General features: G+C 65.0%; 13 protein-coding genes and 2 pseudogenes. 11 read left to right on the forward strand and 4 right to left on the reverse strand.

Features of this window, described 5'->3' with window-relative positions; all coding sequences use genetic code 11:
* Positions 1 to 225: pseudogene (locus YUA_RS0119355) on the reverse strand (alpha/beta hydrolase); the annotation flags it as partial.
* A gap of 149 nt (positions 226 to 374) precedes the next feature.
* On the opposite strand from YUA_RS0119355, the gene YUA_RS0119360 reads away from it, so the two are divergent.
* The 3 genes from YUA_RS0119360 to YUA_RS0119370 are packed head-to-tail and all read left to right on the forward strand — an operon-like array spanning position 375 to position 3,894.
* A complete protein-coding gene (locus YUA_RS0119360; RefSeq protein ID WP_027532193.1) occupies positions 375 to 1,763 on the forward strand; it encodes a class II 3-deoxy-7-phosphoheptulonate synthase in 1,389 nt (462 codons plus the stop codon).
* Between the two features lie 4 nt (positions 1,764 to 1,767).
* Positions 1,768 to 2,121, forward strand: a complete 354-nt coding sequence (locus YUA_RS0119365) for a diacylglycerol kinase (protein WP_027532194.1) — start codon at positions 1,768 to 1,770, stop codon at positions 2,119 to 2,121.
* Positions 2,122 to 2,136: 15 nt separating this feature from the next.
* Complete coding sequence (locus YUA_RS0119370) at positions 2,137 to 3,894, forward strand: NAD+ synthase (protein ID WP_027532195.1); 1,758 nt, start codon at positions 2,137 to 2,139, stop codon at positions 3,892 to 3,894.
* A 174-nt stretch (positions 3,895 to 4,068) separates the two neighbouring features.
* On the opposite strand, the gene YUA_RS0119375 is transcribed toward YUA_RS0119370, so the two are convergent.
* Positions 4,069 to 5,253 carry a DUF2865 domain-containing protein gene (locus YUA_RS0119375; RefSeq protein WP_027532196.1) on the reverse strand — a complete coding sequence of 395 codons (1,185 nt, stop codon included), beginning with the start codon at positions 5,251 to 5,253 and terminating at the stop codon, positions 4,069 to 4,071.
* Positions 5,254 to 5,394: 141 nt separating this feature from the next.
* The gene (locus YUA_RS0119380; RefSeq protein ID WP_027532197.1) at positions 5,395 to 5,700 is read right to left on the reverse strand and encodes a hypothetical protein; all 306 of its coding nucleotides are present in this window, start codon (positions 5,698 to 5,700) and stop codon (positions 5,395 to 5,397) included.
* A 284-nt stretch (positions 5,701 to 5,984) separates the two neighbouring features.
* Here YUA_RS0119380 and cysS point away from each other — a divergent pair, with 284 nt between their 5' ends.
* The 4 genes from cysS (at position 5,985) to YUA_RS0119400 (ending at position 10,009) form a co-directional block, all read left to right on the forward strand.
* The gene (gene cysS / locus YUA_RS0119385) at positions 5,985 to 7,382 is read left to right on the forward strand and encodes a cysteine--tRNA ligase (protein ID WP_027532198.1); all 1,398 of its coding nucleotides are present in this window, start codon (positions 5,985 to 5,987) and stop codon (positions 7,380 to 7,382) included.
* Positions 7,382 to 7,873 (forward strand): GNAT family N-acetyltransferase, encoded by a 492-nt coding sequence (locus YUA_RS0119390; protein WP_027532199.1) that lies wholly within the window; start codon positions 7,382 to 7,384, stop codon positions 7,871 to 7,873. Before cysS ends, YUA_RS0119390 begins: the two co-directional genes overlap by 1 nt.
* On the forward strand, positions 7,870 to 9,468 hold the full coding sequence (gene cimA / locus YUA_RS0119395) for a citramalate synthase (RefSeq protein WP_027532200.1): 1,599 nt from the start codon (positions 7,870 to 7,872) through the stop codon (positions 9,466 to 9,468). The genes YUA_RS0119390 and cimA overlap by 4 nt, the downstream gene beginning before the upstream one ends.
* Before the next feature lie 163 nt (positions 9,469 to 9,631).
* Positions 9,632 to 10,009: a VOC family protein gene (locus tag YUA_RS0119400; RefSeq protein WP_027532201.1), complete on the forward strand. Its 378-nt coding sequence runs from the start codon at positions 9,632 to 9,634 to the stop codon at positions 10,007 to 10,009.
* On the opposite strand, the gene YUA_RS0119405 is transcribed toward YUA_RS0119400, so the two are convergent.
* Positions 10,010 to 10,615, reverse strand: coding sequence for a TIGR00730 family Rossman fold protein (locus YUA_RS0119405; RefSeq protein ID WP_027532202.1), 606 nt, complete (start codon positions 10,613 to 10,615; stop codon positions 10,010 to 10,012). It abuts the gene before it with no gap.
* A 200-nt stretch (positions 10,616 to 10,815) separates the two neighbouring features.
* Between YUA_RS0119405 and YUA_RS0119410 the strand changes: the two genes are divergently transcribed.
* From YUA_RS0119410 to YUA_RS0119425, 4 genes and pseudogenes are all read left to right on the forward strand, one after another.
* Positions 10,816 to 12,771 carry an ABC transporter ATP-binding protein/permease gene (locus YUA_RS0119410; protein WP_027532203.1) on the forward strand — a complete coding sequence of 652 codons (1,956 nt, stop codon included), beginning with the start codon at positions 10,816 to 10,818 and terminating at the stop codon, positions 12,769 to 12,771.
* A 57-nt stretch (positions 12,772 to 12,828) separates the two neighbouring features.
* Positions 12,829 to 13,554 (forward strand): annotated as a pseudogene (locus YUA_RS0119415) (phosphatidylserine decarboxylase); the annotation flags it as partial.
* An 87-nt stretch (positions 13,555 to 13,641) separates the two neighbouring features.
* Positions 13,642 to 14,526, forward strand: coding sequence for a phosphatidylcholine/phosphatidylserine synthase (locus YUA_RS0119420; RefSeq protein ID WP_027532205.1), 885 nt, complete (start codon positions 13,642 to 13,644; stop codon positions 14,524 to 14,526).
* 122 nt (positions 14,527 to 14,648) lie between these two features.
* Entirely contained in the window at positions 14,649 to 15,368 is a 720-nt protein-coding gene (locus YUA_RS0119425) for an RraA family protein (RefSeq protein ID WP_027532206.1), read from the forward strand.
* Positions 15,369 to 15,447 lie beyond the last annotated feature (79 nt).

Here is a 15,447-nt window from a genome sequence, read left to right on the forward strand (position 1 = left end):
TCACTCCCCCTGGATCCATTCCGCGACGCCGCGCCACAGCGTGTCGCGATGCTCGGGGCGGAAGAAGCCGAAATGGCCGATCGCCTTGGCGCCGACGTCGGACGGCTTCACCGTCAGCACCTCCGGCTTGATCGCCGTGAAGCCGGATGTGAGCAGTTCGACCGCCGGCCGCGTTGCCCAAGGATCGTCGGAGAAGCACAGCGCGCGCAGCTCGCCCTTGAACTTACCCCTAGCAAATGCGAATTCGGCTGTGCCCGCAAGGGTTTGCATTGCGAAATGGATTTACAACTGGCGGTGTCGTGCCAGCCTGTGTATAAGGCGGCCCTCGCAACCCACAGATCAGGTTGCACTTTTTGCTTCACGGAGAGATTGCGATGTCCGAGCGGTGGACGCCCGAGTCCTGGCGCAGCAAGCCGGTGCTACAGGTGCCCGATTATCCCGACGCCAAGGCCTTGGCCGACGTCGAGGCGCAGCTTGCAACCTTTCCGCCGCTGGTGTTCGCCGGCGAGGCGCGCAATCTGAAGAAGGCGCTGGCGCGCGTTGCGGCCGGCGAGGCCTTCCTGTTGCAGGGCGGCGATTGCGCCGAGAGCTTTGCCGAGCATGGCGCCAACAACATCCGCGACTTCTTCCGCGTGCTGCTGCAGATGGCCGTGGTGCTGACCTATGCCGGCGCGGTGCCGGTGGTGAAGGTCGGCCGCATCGCCGGCCAGTTTGCAAAGCCGCGGTCGTCGCCGACCGAGAAGGTCGACGGCGTCGAGCTGCCGAGCTATCGCGGCGACATCGTCAACGACATCGCCTTCACCAAGGAAGCGCGCGTGCCCGATCCGCAGCGCCAGCTGATGGCCTATCGCCAGTCGGCCGCAACGCTTAATCTGCTGCGCGCCTTCGCCACCGGCGGCTTCGCCAATCTCGGCAGCGTGCATCAATGGATGCTCGGCTTCCTCAAGGACTCGCCGCAGTCCCGCCGCTACAAGGAATTGGCCGACCGCATCTCGGACGCGCTCAACTTCATGCGTGCCTGCGGCCTCGATCTCGAGAGCCATCCGGAGCTGCGCGCCACCGATTTCTACACCAGCCATGAGGCGCTGCTGCTCGGCTACGAGCAGGCCATGACCCGTGTCGATTCCACCACCGGCGACTGGTACGCGACCTCGGGCCACATGATCTGGATCGGTGACCGCACCCGCCAGCTCGATCACGGACACATCGAATATTTCCGCGGCATCAAGAACCCGATCGGCCTGAAGTGCGGCCCGTCACTCAAGCCGGACGAGCTGTTGAAGCTGATCGACGTGCTCAATCCCGACAACGAGCCGGGCCGGCTGACGCTGATCAACCGCTTCGGTTCCGACAAGGTCGCCGACCATCTGCCGGGCCTGATCCGCGCCGTGAAGCGCGAGGGCAGAGTGGTGGTCTGGTCGTGCGATCCCATGCACGGCAACACCATCACCTCGACGTCAGGCTACAAGACGCGGCCGTTCGATCGCGTGCTGTCGGAGGTGAAGTCGTTCTTCACGATCCATGCCGCGGAAGGCACCCATGCCGGCGGCGTGCATCTGGAGATGACCGGCCAGGACGTCACCGAGTGCATCGGCGGCGCCCGCGCCATCACGGACGAGGATCTCAACGACCGCTACCACACGGTCTGCGATCCCCGCCTCAATGCCGAGCAATCCATCGACATGGCCTTCCTTGTCGCCGAGCTGCTGAAGCAGGAACGCGCCGGCAAGGTCAGGCCGATGCCGGCCGCAGCGGGGCTCTAGGACCTTGCTGCGAATCTGGAAGGCCACGATCAACTCCCGCAACGGAATGGCCTTTGCGTTCCGTTCGGAGCAGGCCATCCGCGAGGAGATCTTTGCGCTGATCCTGTCGGTGCCGGTGGCGTGGTTCGTCGCCGCCAGCGCGACGCGCGCGGTCGAGCTGGTGTGTTCGGTCGCCTTCGTGCTGGTGGTCGAGCTGCTCAACACCGCGATCGAGAAGCTCGCCGACCGCCTGACCATGGATCACGACAAGCAGATCGGACGGGTCAAGGACATGGGCTCGGCCGCGGTCGGCGTAGCGCTGCTGATGGCCGGCGCGTTCTGGATCATCGCGATCATCGAGCGTCTGGGATTCCTCTAGCTGGACGAGACGGCCATGACCGAACGTCTCAACGCATTCGCGGTCACGCTGGCCCAGCTCAATCCGACCGTGGGCGACATCGAAGGCAATGCCGCGAAGGTTCGCTCGGCACGCGCGCGCGCCATCGCCGACGGCGCCGATCTCGTGCTGTTTCCGGAATTGTTCATCGCCGGCTATCCGCCGGAAGATCTGGTGCAGAAGCCGGCCTTCCAGGCTGCCTGCCGTTCCGCCATCGAAGCGCTCGCGCGCGAGACCGGTGACGGTGGGCCGGCGCTGCTGGTCGGCACGCCCTGGGTCGACGACGGCAGGCTCTACAATGCCTGCGCGCTGCTCGACGGCGGGCGGATCGCGGCGCTGCGTTTCAAATGCAATCTGCCGAACTACGGCGTGTTCGACGAGAAGCGGCTGTTTGCGCGCGGACCCGCGGCAGGCCCCGTCACCGTGCGCGGCGTGCGGATCGGCGTGCCGATCTGCGAGGACATCTGGCTGGAAGAATCCGAGGATTACGAGAACGTGGTCGAGACGCTGGCCGAGACCGGCGCCGAGATCATTCTGGTACCGAACGGCTCGCCCTATGCCCGCGACAAGAACGATGTGCGTCTGTCGGTGGCGGTCGCGCGGGTCACCGAGAGCGGCCTGCCGCTGGTCTATCTCAACCAGGTATGCGGCCAGGACGAGCTCGTGTTCGACGGCGCGTCTTTCGCGCTCAATGGCGATCTCTCGCTCGCCGCGCAACTGCCGGCGTTCGCAGAGAGCATCACGACGTTGCGCTTCATCAGAAACGGCGGCGATTGGCGCTGCACCGGTCCGATCGTGGAGCAGCCCGAGGGCGACAAGGCCGACTATGCGGCCTGCGTACTGGGCTTGCGCGACTACGTCACCAAAAACGGCTTTCCCGGCGTGCTGCTCGGCATTTCCGGCGGCATCGATTCCGCGCTTTGCGCTGCGATCGCGGTCGACGCGCTCGGTGCCGATCAGGTGCACGGCGTGATGCTGCCTTATCGCTACACGGCAGCACACTCGATTGCGGACGCGGGCGAGCTCGCCGGCCATCTCGGCATCCGCTACGAGGTGCTGCCGATCGCGGAAGCGGTGGGCGGGTTCGAGACCATTCTGTCCGGCATCTTCAAGAACCTGCCGCCCGATATCACCGAGGAAAACCTCCAGGCCCGTACCCGCGGGACGCTGCTGATGGCGATCTCCAACAAGACCGGACTGATGGTGGTGACGACAGGCAACAAGTCGGAAATGTCGGTCGGCTATGCCACGCTCTATGGCGACATGAACGGCGGCTTCAATCCGATCAAGGACATCTACAAGACGCAGGTGTTCCGGCTGGCAAGCTTGCGCAATGCATGGAAGCCCGACAGCGCGCTTGGACCGGCCGGCGAAGTAATCCCGCCCGATATCATCACGCGTCCGCCGACGGCGGAGCTGCGCGAGAACCAGACCGATCAGGACTCGCTGCCGCCCTACGAGGTGCTCGATGCCATTCTCGAGCGCCTTGTCGAACGCGAGGAGCCGCTCGACCAGATCATCGCCGCGGGCTTCGACCGCGAGACGGTGACCCGCATCGACCATCTCCTCAACGTCGCCGAATACAAGCGCCGCCAGGCCGCGCCCGGTGTGAAGGTGACACGAAAAAATTTCGGCCGCGACCGCCGCTATCCCATCACCAACCGCTTTCGCGATCGGGGCGAGGCGTTGCCGGCGCCCGACGAGATGCTGGTGTCGCGCGGCAGCAAAGCGTCGATCGACGCGTTTGAGGGATAGGGCTGTCGAGTTGGTGCGGTGGGTAAGGCAGGCGGTCTCGCTACCCATTCCACTGTCATCATCCGCGAAGGCGGATGATCCAGTACCCCGCGGCGGATGTTGTCGGAGACGATTTCCGCCGCGGGGTACTGGATGCCCCGCCTTCGCGGAGCATGACACTGAGCAAGTCGATGCTTACTTCTGCTGCTGCGGCAGGAAGGTCGGACCGACCGAGCGGATCGGCTTGTTCTCTGACGAGCTTGCCGTACTTGTATCCGCAGGCGGTGCTGCGGCCGGGGCGGTAGCCGTCGTCGGCGCAGGAGTTGCGCCCTTCTTCGCATTCGCCGGCGCGCCCTTCGTGAGCTGCCGTTGCTGCATCTTCTTGGCGCTCTCCTCGGTGACGATGATGTCACCCTGCTGCTCGGCGGACGCCTTGTCGTCGGCCGATTTCAGCGCGTCGGCCCAGCTCTGCCCCGCCGCCTTGCAGGAGCAGGACGGGTTGAACTCGCTGCGAAATTTGAAGGCGGTCGGCAGCGCCGTGTAGGGCTGGCCGCCGATGGAGACCGCCGAGTTCATGTCCTCGCCGGGATTGCGGTGGGCATAGAGCACGGCTTCGGCCGCCGGGCACAGCGCCTTGCAGGTCTTCTCGTCATCGGGGAACCGCGCCGGCACGGTCGCAAACGAGATCGGGAAATAGGCGCCGTCGCAGGTGCGCACGCAGACGGTGCGATAGGTGCCGGACTGCGGGCCGCCGAGATCGGAGGGCGGCGCACCCGGCGGATTGTTGGCGTTGTTGCCGCCGAACAGATTGCTCAGGAAGTTGCCCCCCTGCGACTGCGCGGCATTGGCGTATTGCGGGCCGCAATTGTTCTGCGCGAGTGCCATCAGCACCGAGCGGCGCTGGCTGTCGCGCTCGGGGCTGCCGCCGGCGCCGCCACCGCGCAGGCGTTCGAGATTGCCGGTGATCTGGTCCAGATTGGCGCGCATCTGCTGGATCTGGGTGTTAACCGGGCCGCATTGCGCCGACTGGCCGTTGAACAGCGAGAAGAAGCCGGAGGAATCGCAGCCCATGCGCTTGGCCTGCATGGTGACGCGGTCGAGCTCGGCCTGCTGGCGGGTCTGGGAATCCTGGTAGCGGCGGATCTGGTCGTCGCGCGCAGGATCACTGCTTCCGCCACGGTCGAGCGCGGCGAGCTGTCCTTCCAGTCGCACACACATCGGGTTCGGACCGAGGCCGCCCTGCGTGGGCGGAGGCGGCGCTCCGGGCGGGCCGGCCTGAGCAAAGGCGTCAGTGGCGAGCGCGATCGCACTCAGAAGCACGGTGCAGGCAAGGAGGGAGCGGGCACGGGACAGAGACAAAAATTCAGGCATATCCGCCATTCTAGCGAGGTCACGGCCCCAAGTGACTTCCAATGTGATTTGGGGGCCGAAGCGCGCCCTCCAATAGCCGCTTCCTGCGGCATCGTCACGTCGTTTCAGGGGCCGTAAATGGGTCCTAAGGTCCGCCAGTTCCGAGCGAATTCAACGCTGGCAGGTGATTGCGACATATTCGTCGCAATGGCCATGGGAGCAGTTTGCGCCGGATTTGGGGACAGAGCCGGTAATTTCGTCGGGATCGACCCGGCGGTAGGCGGAGGCCTGCGCAAAGTCCCGTGACAGGCAGTAGGTGCGGGCGACCTGCGCGCCGCATTTCTCGCCCTTGGCCAGGCACTGGTCGACGCCGTAGCCGTCGGCCTGGTTGGCGATGATGAAGACGCGGGTCTCGGCGAAAGCGCTGGATGCCGCGATGATGGAGGTACAGGAGACGAGCGCGAGCAGGGATCGCATGGCTGCACCGGGGGCTGGGGACACGCCTCACCTTAATAAACTCAAAAGGTTAAGGAGAATGGAACCATTGCGCCGGGACGTGCGCGCTTTGCGGAGATAAGGCGGCATTTTCGCGGCTCTCTTGACGCAAGCCCCCTTCGTGGCCCATATGTTCCGCATGAACGGTCTCCTCGCCATTTGCAGCATTTGCGAGATTACGAGCTAGCGATTCGCTGGCTGGAGCCGTCTTTTCTCAACCACATTGAGAGCACTGGACGCCCGGCCAACAGCCGATGGGTATCCACATGGACTTGCGCCTCTACGATACGTTGAGCCGGGAAAAGCGCACCTTCGTGCCGCTCGATGCGAAGAATGTCCGCATGTATGTCTGCGGACCGACCGTCTATGACTTCGCCCATATCGGCAATGCACGGCCGGTGATCGTGTTCGACGTGCTGTTTCGGCTGCTGCGGCACATCTACGGCGAGGCGCATGTCAAATACGTCCGCAACATCACCGACGTCGACGACAAGATCAACGACCGTGCCGCGCGGGATTTTCCAGGGCTGCCGCTGAACGAGGCGATCCGTGAGGTCACCGAGCAGACCGGCAAGCAGTTTCACGCCGACGTCGATGCGCTTGGCGCGCTCCGGCCAAGCGTCGAGCCGCGTGCGACCGAGCACATCGGCGAGATGCGCGAGATCATCGAACGGCTGGTCAAGGGCGGCTTTGCCTATGCCGCCGAGGACCACGTGCTGTTCTCGCCGCAGGCGATGAACGCGGCGAATTCCGGGCTGCCGCGCTATGGCGCGCTGTCGAAGCGGTCGCTTGACGAGATGATCGCCGGCGCCCGTGTCGACGTCGCGCCCTACAAGAAGGATTCGACCGACTTCGTGCTGTGGAAGCCGTCGAAGCCGGGCGAGCCGTCCTGGCCGTCGCCGGCCGGTATCAAGGCTGAGGGCCGTCCGGGCTGGCACATCGAGTGCTCGGCCATGGCCTGGAAGCATCTCGGCGAGCAGTTTGACATCCATGGCGGCGGCATCGATCTCGTGTTTCCGCATCACGAGAACGAGGTCGCCCAGACCTGCTGCGCCTTCCACCAGCAGCGCATGGCGAACTACTGGATGCACAACGGCTTCCTGCAGGTCGAGAGCGAGAAGATGTCGAAGAGCCTCGGCAACTTCATCACCATCCATGAGCTGCTTAAGGACTGGCCGGGCGAGGTGCTGCGCCTCAACATGCTGAAGACGCACTACACCTCGCCGATCGACTGGACCATGAAGTCGCTGGAGGAGAGCGCCAAGACGCTCAACGACTGGTATCGCTTTGCGGCCGACGTCGCGCCGTCAAAGCCGGCAGCGTCCGTGGTCGGCGCTCTGCTCGACGACCTCAACACGCCGCAGGCGATCGCGGCGCTGCATGGTCTGCGCAATGCGTCTGATGCGGCCGGCCTTTCAGCCTCGCTGCGTCTGCTCGGCTTCCTGTCCGAGAGCGTGGCGCAATGGGAAGGCCGCAAGCGCCGGGCGAGCGGAGTCGACGCTGGCGAGATCGATCGCCTGATTGCGGAGCGCACCGCTGCGCGCGCGCGAAAAGACTTTAGGGAGTCCGATCGCATCCGTGATGAGCTCGCCGCCAAAGGCATCGTGATCAAGGACGGCAAGGATGCCGACGGCAAGCCGGTGACGACCTGGGAGCTCGCGTGATGGCACAAGCGCATCCCAAGCCTGGTTTGCGGCCATTTTTGCCGGCCGACGTGCCGATGCTGGCCGCGATCTTCGTCGCCAGCATCCAGGAGCTGACCGGCGACGATTACAGCGAGGCGCAGCAGGAGGCCTGGATAGCGGCGGCCGAGACTGAGGAGTTCGGCAAGCGGCTGGCGGCCGACCTGACGCTGATCGCCACGCTGGACGGTTCGCCCGTCGGCTTCGCGTCGCTGCGCGGCACCGATCACATCCGCATGCTTTACGTGCATCCGGCCGTAAGCCGGCAGGGCATCGCGACCATGCTGGTCGACGCGCTGGAAAAGCTCGCCGGCGGCCGCGGTGCTGCGGCCCTCACGGTCGATGCCAGCGATACCGCCCAGAATTTCTTCGCCAAGCGCGGCTATGTCGCCATGCAGCGCAACAGCGTCACCATCAATGATGAGTGGCTCGCCAACACCACCATGAAGAAGACGCTCGGAGCGCCGCAATGAGCAAGGAGCACCTTTATCTGTTCGACACCACGCTGCGCGACGGCGCGCAGACCAACGGCGTCGATTTCACGCTGACCGACAAGCGGGTCATCGCGGCGATGCTTGACGATCTCGGCATCGACTATGTCGAGGGCGGCTATCCCGGCGCCAATCCGCTCGACACCGAATTTTTCGGCAGCAAGCCGAAGCTCAACCATGCGCGCTTCACCGCCTTCGGCATGACGCGGCGGGCAGGGCGCTCGGTCTCCAACGATCCCGGCGTCGCCGGGCTGCTGGAAGCGAAGGCCGATGCGATCTGCTTCGTGGCGAAGTCATCCGCGTATCAGGTGCGCGTCGCGCTGGAGACGACGAAAGAGGAAAACCTCGCCTCGATCCGCGACAGCGTCGCGGCCGCAAAGGCCGCCGGCCGCGAGGTGATGCTCGACTGCGAACATTTTTTCGACGGCTACAAGGAAGACGCGAGCTTCGCGCTCGCCTGCGCCAAGGCCGCCTATGAGGCCGGTGCACGCTGGATTGTGCTGTGCGACACCAATGGCGGCACCATGCCGAACGAGGTCGAGGCCATCGTCACCGAGGTGACAGAGCACATCCCCGGCGATCATGTCGGCATCCACGCTCATAACGATACCGAGCAGGCGGTGGCGAATTCGCTGGCCGCGGTTCGCGCCGGTGCGCGGCAGATCCAGGGCACGCTGAACGGACTCGGCGAGCGCTGCGGCAACGCCAACCTCTGCTCGCTGATCCCGACGCTGAAATTGAAGAAGGAATTTTCGGACGCTTTCGATATCAGCGTCACGCCGGAGAAGCTCGCGACCCTCGTCAAAGTCTCGCGCACGCTCGACGACATGCTTAACCGCGTGCCGAACCGCCATGCCGCCTATGTCGGCGAGAGCGCCTTCGTCACCAAGACCGGCATTCATGCCTCCGCCGTGATGAAGGATCCGCAGACCTACGAGCATGTGTTGCCGGAAACGGTCGGCAATCATCGCAAGGTGCTGGTGTCCGACCAGGCCGGCCGCTCCAACGTCATGGCCGAGCTCGACCGCGCCGGCATCGCCTACGAGAAAAGCGATCCGAAGCTGACGCGGCTGGTCGAGGAATTGAAGCAGCGGGAGGCTGCGGGCTACGCCTATGAATCCGCCAACGCCTCGTTCGATCTGCTGGCGCGCCGGACGCTCGGCAAGGTGCCGCATTATTTCGAGGTCGAACAGTTCGACGTCAATGTCGAGCAGCGCTACAATTCGCACGGCGAGCGCGTCACTGTCGCGCTTGCTGTCGTGAAGGTCGACGTCGCCGGCGAGCATCTGATCTCGGCAGCCGAAGGCAACGGTCCCGTCAACGCGCTCGACGTCGCGCTGCGCAAGGACCTCGGCAAGTATCAGAAGTACATCGAGGGCCTGACGCTGATCGACTACCGCGTGCGCATCCTCAATGGCGGCACCGGCGCGGTCACGCGCGTGCTGATCGAGAGCGAGGACGAGAATGGCGATCGCTGGACCACGGTCGGCGTGTCCCCGAACATCATCGACGCCTCGTTCCAGGCGCTGATGGATTCGGTGATCTACAAGCTCGTGAAGTCGGGCGCGCCGGCGTAGGGGGCGCAGTCGCGAGGCGAGTGGGCAAGCCAGACCCTCACCCTGAGGAGCGCGCTCTTGGCGCGCGTCTCGAAGGGCGAGGCCACCAGCCGGGCCTTCATCCTTCGAGACGCGCGTTCCGCGCTCCTCAGGATGAGGAGTTGGCGATGCGAAGGGGACTCCAATGATCGACCACATCTCCGTCGGCGTCAGCGATCTCGAACGCGCCGCTAAATTCTACGAGGCCACGCTCGCCGCCCTCGGGCTCACGCGCCTCATCACACGGCCGCGCACGGTCGGCTTCGGCAGGGCCTATCCCGAATTCTGGATCAATCTGCGTGAGGCGATGCCGCATGTGCCGCCGGAGAGCGGCGTACACATCTGCCTGCGGGCGAAGACGACAGGCGAGGTCGATGCGTTTCACGCCGCCGCGCTTGCGAGCGGCGGCGCATCCGATGGCGCGCCGGGCATCCGCCCACACGATCGCGTGCGTTACTACGCAGCCTTCGTCGTCGATCCCGATGGTAACCGGATCGAGGCGGTGACGTTTCCGCAGGAGTGATTACAGCTTGCGCGCGACGTCCGGGGCGAGCTGCTTTTCCGCCTCGGCGATCTGGGCCACGGCCGATTTCAGCTTCGGCAAGATGTCCTCGACGCGATCGGCCTTGAGGATATCGATCGAAAGGCCGGCGCGGATGAACTCGGTCTGGCGCATATGCGACAGCAGCGAGAACAGCGGCTCCCAGAAATTGTCGATGTTGGCGAGCAGCACGGGCTTGGCGTGACGGCCGAGCTGCTTCCAGGTCAATTGCTCGACCAGCTCCTCCAGCGTGCCGACGCCGCCCGGCAGCGCCACGAAGGCGTCGGAGCGCTCGAACATCAGCCGCTTGCGCTCGTGCATGTCGGGGGTGACGATCATTTCCTGCACGCGGGTCAGCGCATTCTCGCGCTTCCGGAGGAATTCAGGAATGATGCCGGTGACGGTGCCGCCGTGATCGAGCACGGAGGTCGCGACCGAACCCATCAGGCCAAGCGAGCCGCCGCCATAGACCAGGCGGATGTTGTTTTCGGCGAGCGCCTTGCCGAATGCCTTGGCGCCTTCGGTGAAGTGGGGATTGGTTCCGGGACCGGAGCCGCAATAGACACAGACAGTTTTGATCGTGCTCATTGGCACCATGATGCATTGCAGCGAAGGGGCGTCAAGCCCAATCGGTGATTCGGACCACCCGGAAATCTACCGGTAAATGGCGACAAACAATCGAAGATTCGCCACCTAGCGGGGTGCGCTCGCCCCTGGAAGCTTCTATATGACGAGCGAAAACAGTTAATCGCACCGCGCCCGCATCCGGCGGGCCTTCAGGTTTCTTGATGAGCCCACCTTATTCGCCAGACGTTCCCGACGTGCCAGAGCCTGCGGCTGGACCGCTGGAGCGGGCTACCCTGATGGGCACACTGGCGCATCTGTGGCCCTATATCTGGCCGGGCGACCGCTTCGACCTGAAGATGCGCGTGGTCTGGTCGATGGTGCTGCTGCTCGCCGCCAAGCTGATTACGTTGATGGTGCCGTTCAGCTTCAAATGGGCAACCGACGCGCTCACGGGAGCCAACACCGCGCCGGTGCAGGCCGACAACTGGCACCTCTGGGTGGTCGCTTCGCCCTTGCTCTTGACCGCGAGCTACGGCGTCATGCGCATCGTGATGGCGATGCTGACGCAATGGCGCGACGGCATCTTTGCGCGTGTCGCCATGCACGCGGTGCGCAAGCTTGCCACCATCACCTTCGTCCACATGCACGAGCTGTCATTGCGCTTTCATCTCGAGCGCAAGACCGGCGGCCTGACGCGGGTGCTCGAGCGCGGCCGCGAGGGCATCGAGGTCATCGTGCGCATGGTGATCCTGCAGCTGATCCCGACCATCGTCGAGGTCTCGCTGCTGATGGCCGTGCTGCTCTGGCAGTTCGACTGGCGCTACGTGGCGGCGACGCTGATCACGGTCACGCTCTACATGTACTACACCTACATCGCGACCGAATGGCGGATCGGCATCCGCCGCAAAATGAACGATTCCGACACCGAGGCGAACACCAAGGCGATCGACTCGCTGCTCAACTACGAGACAGTCAAATATTTCAGCGCCGAGGCCCGCGAGGCGCAGCGCTACGACAAATCGGTCGCGCGCTACGAGGAGGCGAGCGTTCACACCTATACCTCGCTCGCCGTGCTCAACACCGGGCAGGCCGTGATCTTCACGCTGGGCCTGACCGCGACCATGCTGATGTGCGCGATCGGTGTGCGCAACGGCACCAATACGGTCGGCGATTTCGTGCTGGTCAACGCGATGATGATCCAGGTCTACCAGCCCCTGAACTTCATGGGCATGGTCTATCGCGAGATCAAGCAGGCAATCATCGACATCGAGAAGATGTTCGGCGTGATTGGCCGCGAGGCCGAGATCAAGGATGAGCCCGGCGCGCAGCCGCTGGCCGTCTCTGCCGGCACCGTGCGGTTCGAGGACGTGCGCTTTGCCTATGAGCCGACGCGGCCGATCCTCAAAGGCATCAGCTTCGAGGTGCCCGCGGGCAAGACGGTCGCGATCGTTGGCCCGTCCGGCGCCGGCAAGTCGACCATTTCGCGGCTGCTGTTCCGCCTTTACGACATCTCCGGCGGAAAAATCCTGATCGACGGCCAGGACATCCGCGAGGTCACGCAGGCGAGCTTGCGCGCCTCGATCGGCATGGTGCCGCAGGATACGGTGCTGTTCAACGACACCATCCGCTACAACATCCGCTACGGCCGCTGGGACGCTGGCGATGACGAGGTCGAGGAGGCGGCGCGCCTCGCACAGATCGACCATTTCATCCGCATGTCGCCCAAGGGCTACGAGACCCAGGTCGGCGAGCGCGGCCTGAAACTGTCGGGTGGCGAGAAGCAGCGCGTCGCAATCGCGCGTACCGTGTTGAAGGCGCCGCCGATCCTGGTGCTGGACGAGGCGACCTCGGCGCTCGACACCCACACCGAGCACGAGATCCAGGGCGCGCTCGACCGCGTAGCGAAGAACCGCACCTCGCTCGTGATCGCCCACCGGCTCTCGACCATCGTCGGCGCCGACGAGATCATCGTGCTGGACCAGGGCCGGATCGCAGAGCGCGGTACCCATGCCACCCTGCTTGCACAGGGCGGTCTCTATGCCAGCATGTGGAACAGGCAGCGTGAAGCCGAGGCCGCACGCGAGAAACTGGCCCGGATGGCCGACAGCAGCGAGGCGCCCAACCGGGAGCCGCCCCCGGTCGAGGACGCCCTCACAGCGCAAGCGGCCGCGGAGTGAGCTTGTCTCGGGTCCCAACTCTGGCCTAAACAACTCCGGTGCGCGAGACGACCCGCGCCATCAACCCCTGAGCGGCAGATAGCGATGTCCATTCTCGATTCGATCCAGCGTCAGATCCCGCCGATCCACAAGGAGGGCTATCCCTTCATTGGCGGCTTTGCGCTGGCAAGCCTCGTCCTGTTCTGGCTGTGGTCGCCGCTCGGGTGGATCGGCACCATTATCACGGTGTGGTGCGCGCTGTTCTTCCGCGATCCCGTGCGCGTGACGCCGGTGCGCGACGGGCTCGTGGTGTCGCCCGCCGACGGCCGCGTCTCGATGATCACCATGGCGCTGCCGCCGGCCGAGCTCGGGCTCGGCGACCGGCCGCTGCCGCGTATTTCGGTGTTCATGAGCGTGTTCAATTGCCATGTGAACCGGAGCCCGATCGCGGGCAGGGTCGATCGCATTGCCTATCGGCCCGGCTTGTTCATCAATGCCGAGCTCGACAAGGCGAGCGAGGACAATGAGCGCAATTCGCTGGTGATCTCGACTCCGCAGGGGCGCATCGGCGTGATCCAGATCGCGGGCCTCGTGGCCAAGCGCATCGTCTGCTTCGTCAAGGAAGGGCAGGCGGTCGGCGCCGGTGAACGATTTGGCCTGATCCGGTTCGGCTCGCGGCTCGACGTTTATCTGCCTGTTGGGACCAAGGCGCTGGTTTCGGAAGGGCAGACCGCGATCGCCGGCGAGACCATCCTGGCCGACCTCACGGGAGACGATCCCAGCCGCACCTATCGCGCCAATTAACCAAGAAGCCGGTGTCGGGGGTCTTCCGCCGCAATGGCGGAAGGGAACACGGCTTGCTATATCTCGCCAACAGGTGAGGACGCGCCAATGACGCCCTACGACTACAGAGATCCCGATATTCGCCGCCGGCGGTTCCGCCCGATCCCGGTGCGAATGCTGGTGCCCAACGTCATCACGCTGCTGGCGATCTGCGCCGGCCTGACCTCGATCCGGCTGTCGATCGAGGGGCGGATGTCGCTCGCCGTCTACGCCATCGTGTTCGCGGCTGCGCTCGACGGCATCGACGGCCGCGTCGCGCGCCTGATCAAGGGCCAGTCCAAGTTCGGCGCCGAGCTCGACAGCCTCGCCGACTTCGTCAATTTCGGCGTGGCCCCCGGCCTGATGCTGTACTTCTGGCAGCTGCACGAGCTCGGCAATGCCGGCTGGATCGCCGCGATGGTGTTCGCGATCTCCGGCGGCTTGCGGCTCGCGCGCTTCAACGCCACCATGGACGATCCGAACAAGCCGGCTTTCGCGGCCAATTTCTTCACCGGCGTGCCGGCGCCGGCCGGCGCCATCACCGTGCTGCTGCCGATCTACGTCGCCTTCCTCGAGCTTGGCCGCGCGCCCGCGGCGGTGACGGCGGCCTATACGCTGCTGATCGCCTTCCTGATGGTCTCGCGGCTGCCGGTGTTCTCCGGCAAGACCAAGCGGATGCGCGTGCCGCCCGAGCTCGTGCTGCCGGCGTTCGTCGCGGTGATCGTCTTCATCGCGATCCTGATCGCCTATCCCTGGCACGTGCTCTCGATCGGCACGGTGCTCTATCTGCTCGGCCTGCCGCTCGGCTACAAATCCTACCGCGATCAGGCCCGCGCAACGGAAGCGACAGTGCCTGCAGGCGGCGAGGTGCCGTCGCCGCCGTCTGCACCGACGTTGGCAAACCTGTCCGAGCCGCCGCACGATGACGACGACCGGCCCGGACGGCTGCACTGAGCGAGCGCACGCGGATAGCTGCCATGAGAGCGCCTGAGTTGGGTTGAGGCCCGATCTCGGCTATATCGCCCTGTGCCGGCGGTACCGCGCCAACAGCGGCCGCCAATCTGGGAGAGAACGCCGTGACGAATTCTGCGACCGGGCCGCTGCCCGCTTCCGTCCTCGAAGCGCTGGGCCGCTATGACACGCCGACGATCTGCAACGCCATGGAGATCGTGGCGCCCGAGCGCCGCCTGATCGGCTACACCACCAGGCAGCTGGTCTGCCCGTTCCCGGATCTGCCGCCGATCGTCGGCTACGCCCGCACCGTCGCGATCCGCTCGGTGTTGAAATCGTCGCTGCCCGCCGAAGAGCAGTCGAAGCGCCGCATCGAATATTACGAATATGTTGGCACCGGTCACGGGCCGCGGATCTCGGTGATCCAGGACATCGACGGCCCCGACGTCGGCTACGGCGCGTTCTGGGGCGAGGTGCAGAGCAACGTGCACAAGGCGCTCGGTTGCCTCGGCGTCATCACCGACGGCTCGATCCGCGACATTCCGCAATGGGCCCCGGGCTTCCAGGCGCTGGCCGGCTCGATCGGCCCGTCGCATGCGTGGGTGCATGCCGAGAGCTTTGGCGGCGAGGTGCGCGTCGCCGGCATGACCGTGAAGTCGGATGATCTGATCCACGCCGACCAGCACGGCGCGATCATCATCCCGCTTGATGTCGCCGCGAAACTCCCCGAGGCCGCCGAGCTCTGCGGCCGCCGCGAGACGCCGATCCTCGAGATCGCGCGCAGCCCGGACTTCTCGCTGGAGAAGCTGAAGGCCGCGCTGAAGCGCTCGGCGGAGATTCACTGAGGTTTCCTACACCTCTCCCCCGAGGGGACCCCGGAGGGAGAGGTGGAACGACAACGTAGATGCAGTTCGCTTCCAAATC

It is taken from the genome of Bradyrhizobium sp. WSM3983 (assembly GCF_000473045.1).
In the GTDB taxonomy this organism is placed as follows: Bacteria; Pseudomonadota; Alphaproteobacteria; order Rhizobiales; family Xanthobacteraceae; genus Bradyrhizobium.

What these genes read in the sequence shown, in the direction of transcription:
- YUA_RS0119380 (WP_027532197.1), bottom strand. Translation starts at nt 5,700, where the DNA reads ATGCGATCCCTGCTCGCGCTCGTCTCCTGTACCTCCATCATCGCGGCA.
- YUA_RS0119405 (WP_027532202.1), bottom strand. Translation starts at nt 10,615, where the DNA reads ATGAGCACGATCAAAACTGTCTGTGTCTATTGCGGCTCCGGTCCCGGA.
- YUA_RS0119400 (WP_027532201.1), top strand. Translation starts at nt 9,632, where the DNA reads ATGATCGACCACATCTCCGTCGGCGTCAGCGATCTCGAACGCGCCGCT.
- YUA_RS0119420 (WP_027532205.1), top strand. Translation starts at nt 13,642, where the DNA reads ATGACGCCCTACGACTACAGAGATCCCGATATTCGCCGCCGGCGGTTC.
- YUA_RS0119390 (WP_027532199.1), top strand. Translation starts at nt 7,382, where the DNA reads ATGGCACAAGCGCATCCCAAGCCTGGTTTGCGGCCATTTTTGCCGGCC.
- YUA_RS0119370 (WP_027532195.1), top strand. Translation starts at nt 2,137, where the DNA reads ATGACCGAACGTCTCAACGCATTCGCGGTCACGCTGGCCCAGCTCAAT.
- YUA_RS0119410 (WP_027532203.1), top strand. Translation starts at nt 10,816, where the DNA reads ATGAGCCCACCTTATTCGCCAGACGTTCCCGACGTGCCAGAGCCTGCG.
- YUA_RS0119375 (WP_027532196.1), bottom strand. Translation starts at nt 5,253, where the DNA reads ATGGCGGATATGCCTGAATTTTTGTCTCTGTCCCGTGCCCGCTCCCTC.
- YUA_RS0119360 (WP_027532193.1), top strand. Translation starts at nt 375, where the DNA reads ATGTCCGAGCGGTGGACGCCCGAGTCCTGGCGCAGCAAGCCGGTGCTA.
- cysS (WP_027532198.1), top strand. Translation starts at nt 5,985, where the DNA reads ATGGACTTGCGCCTCTACGATACGTTGAGCCGGGAAAAGCGCACCTTC.
- cimA (WP_027532200.1), top strand. Translation starts at nt 7,870, where the DNA reads ATGAGCAAGGAGCACCTTTATCTGTTCGACACCACGCTGCGCGACGGC.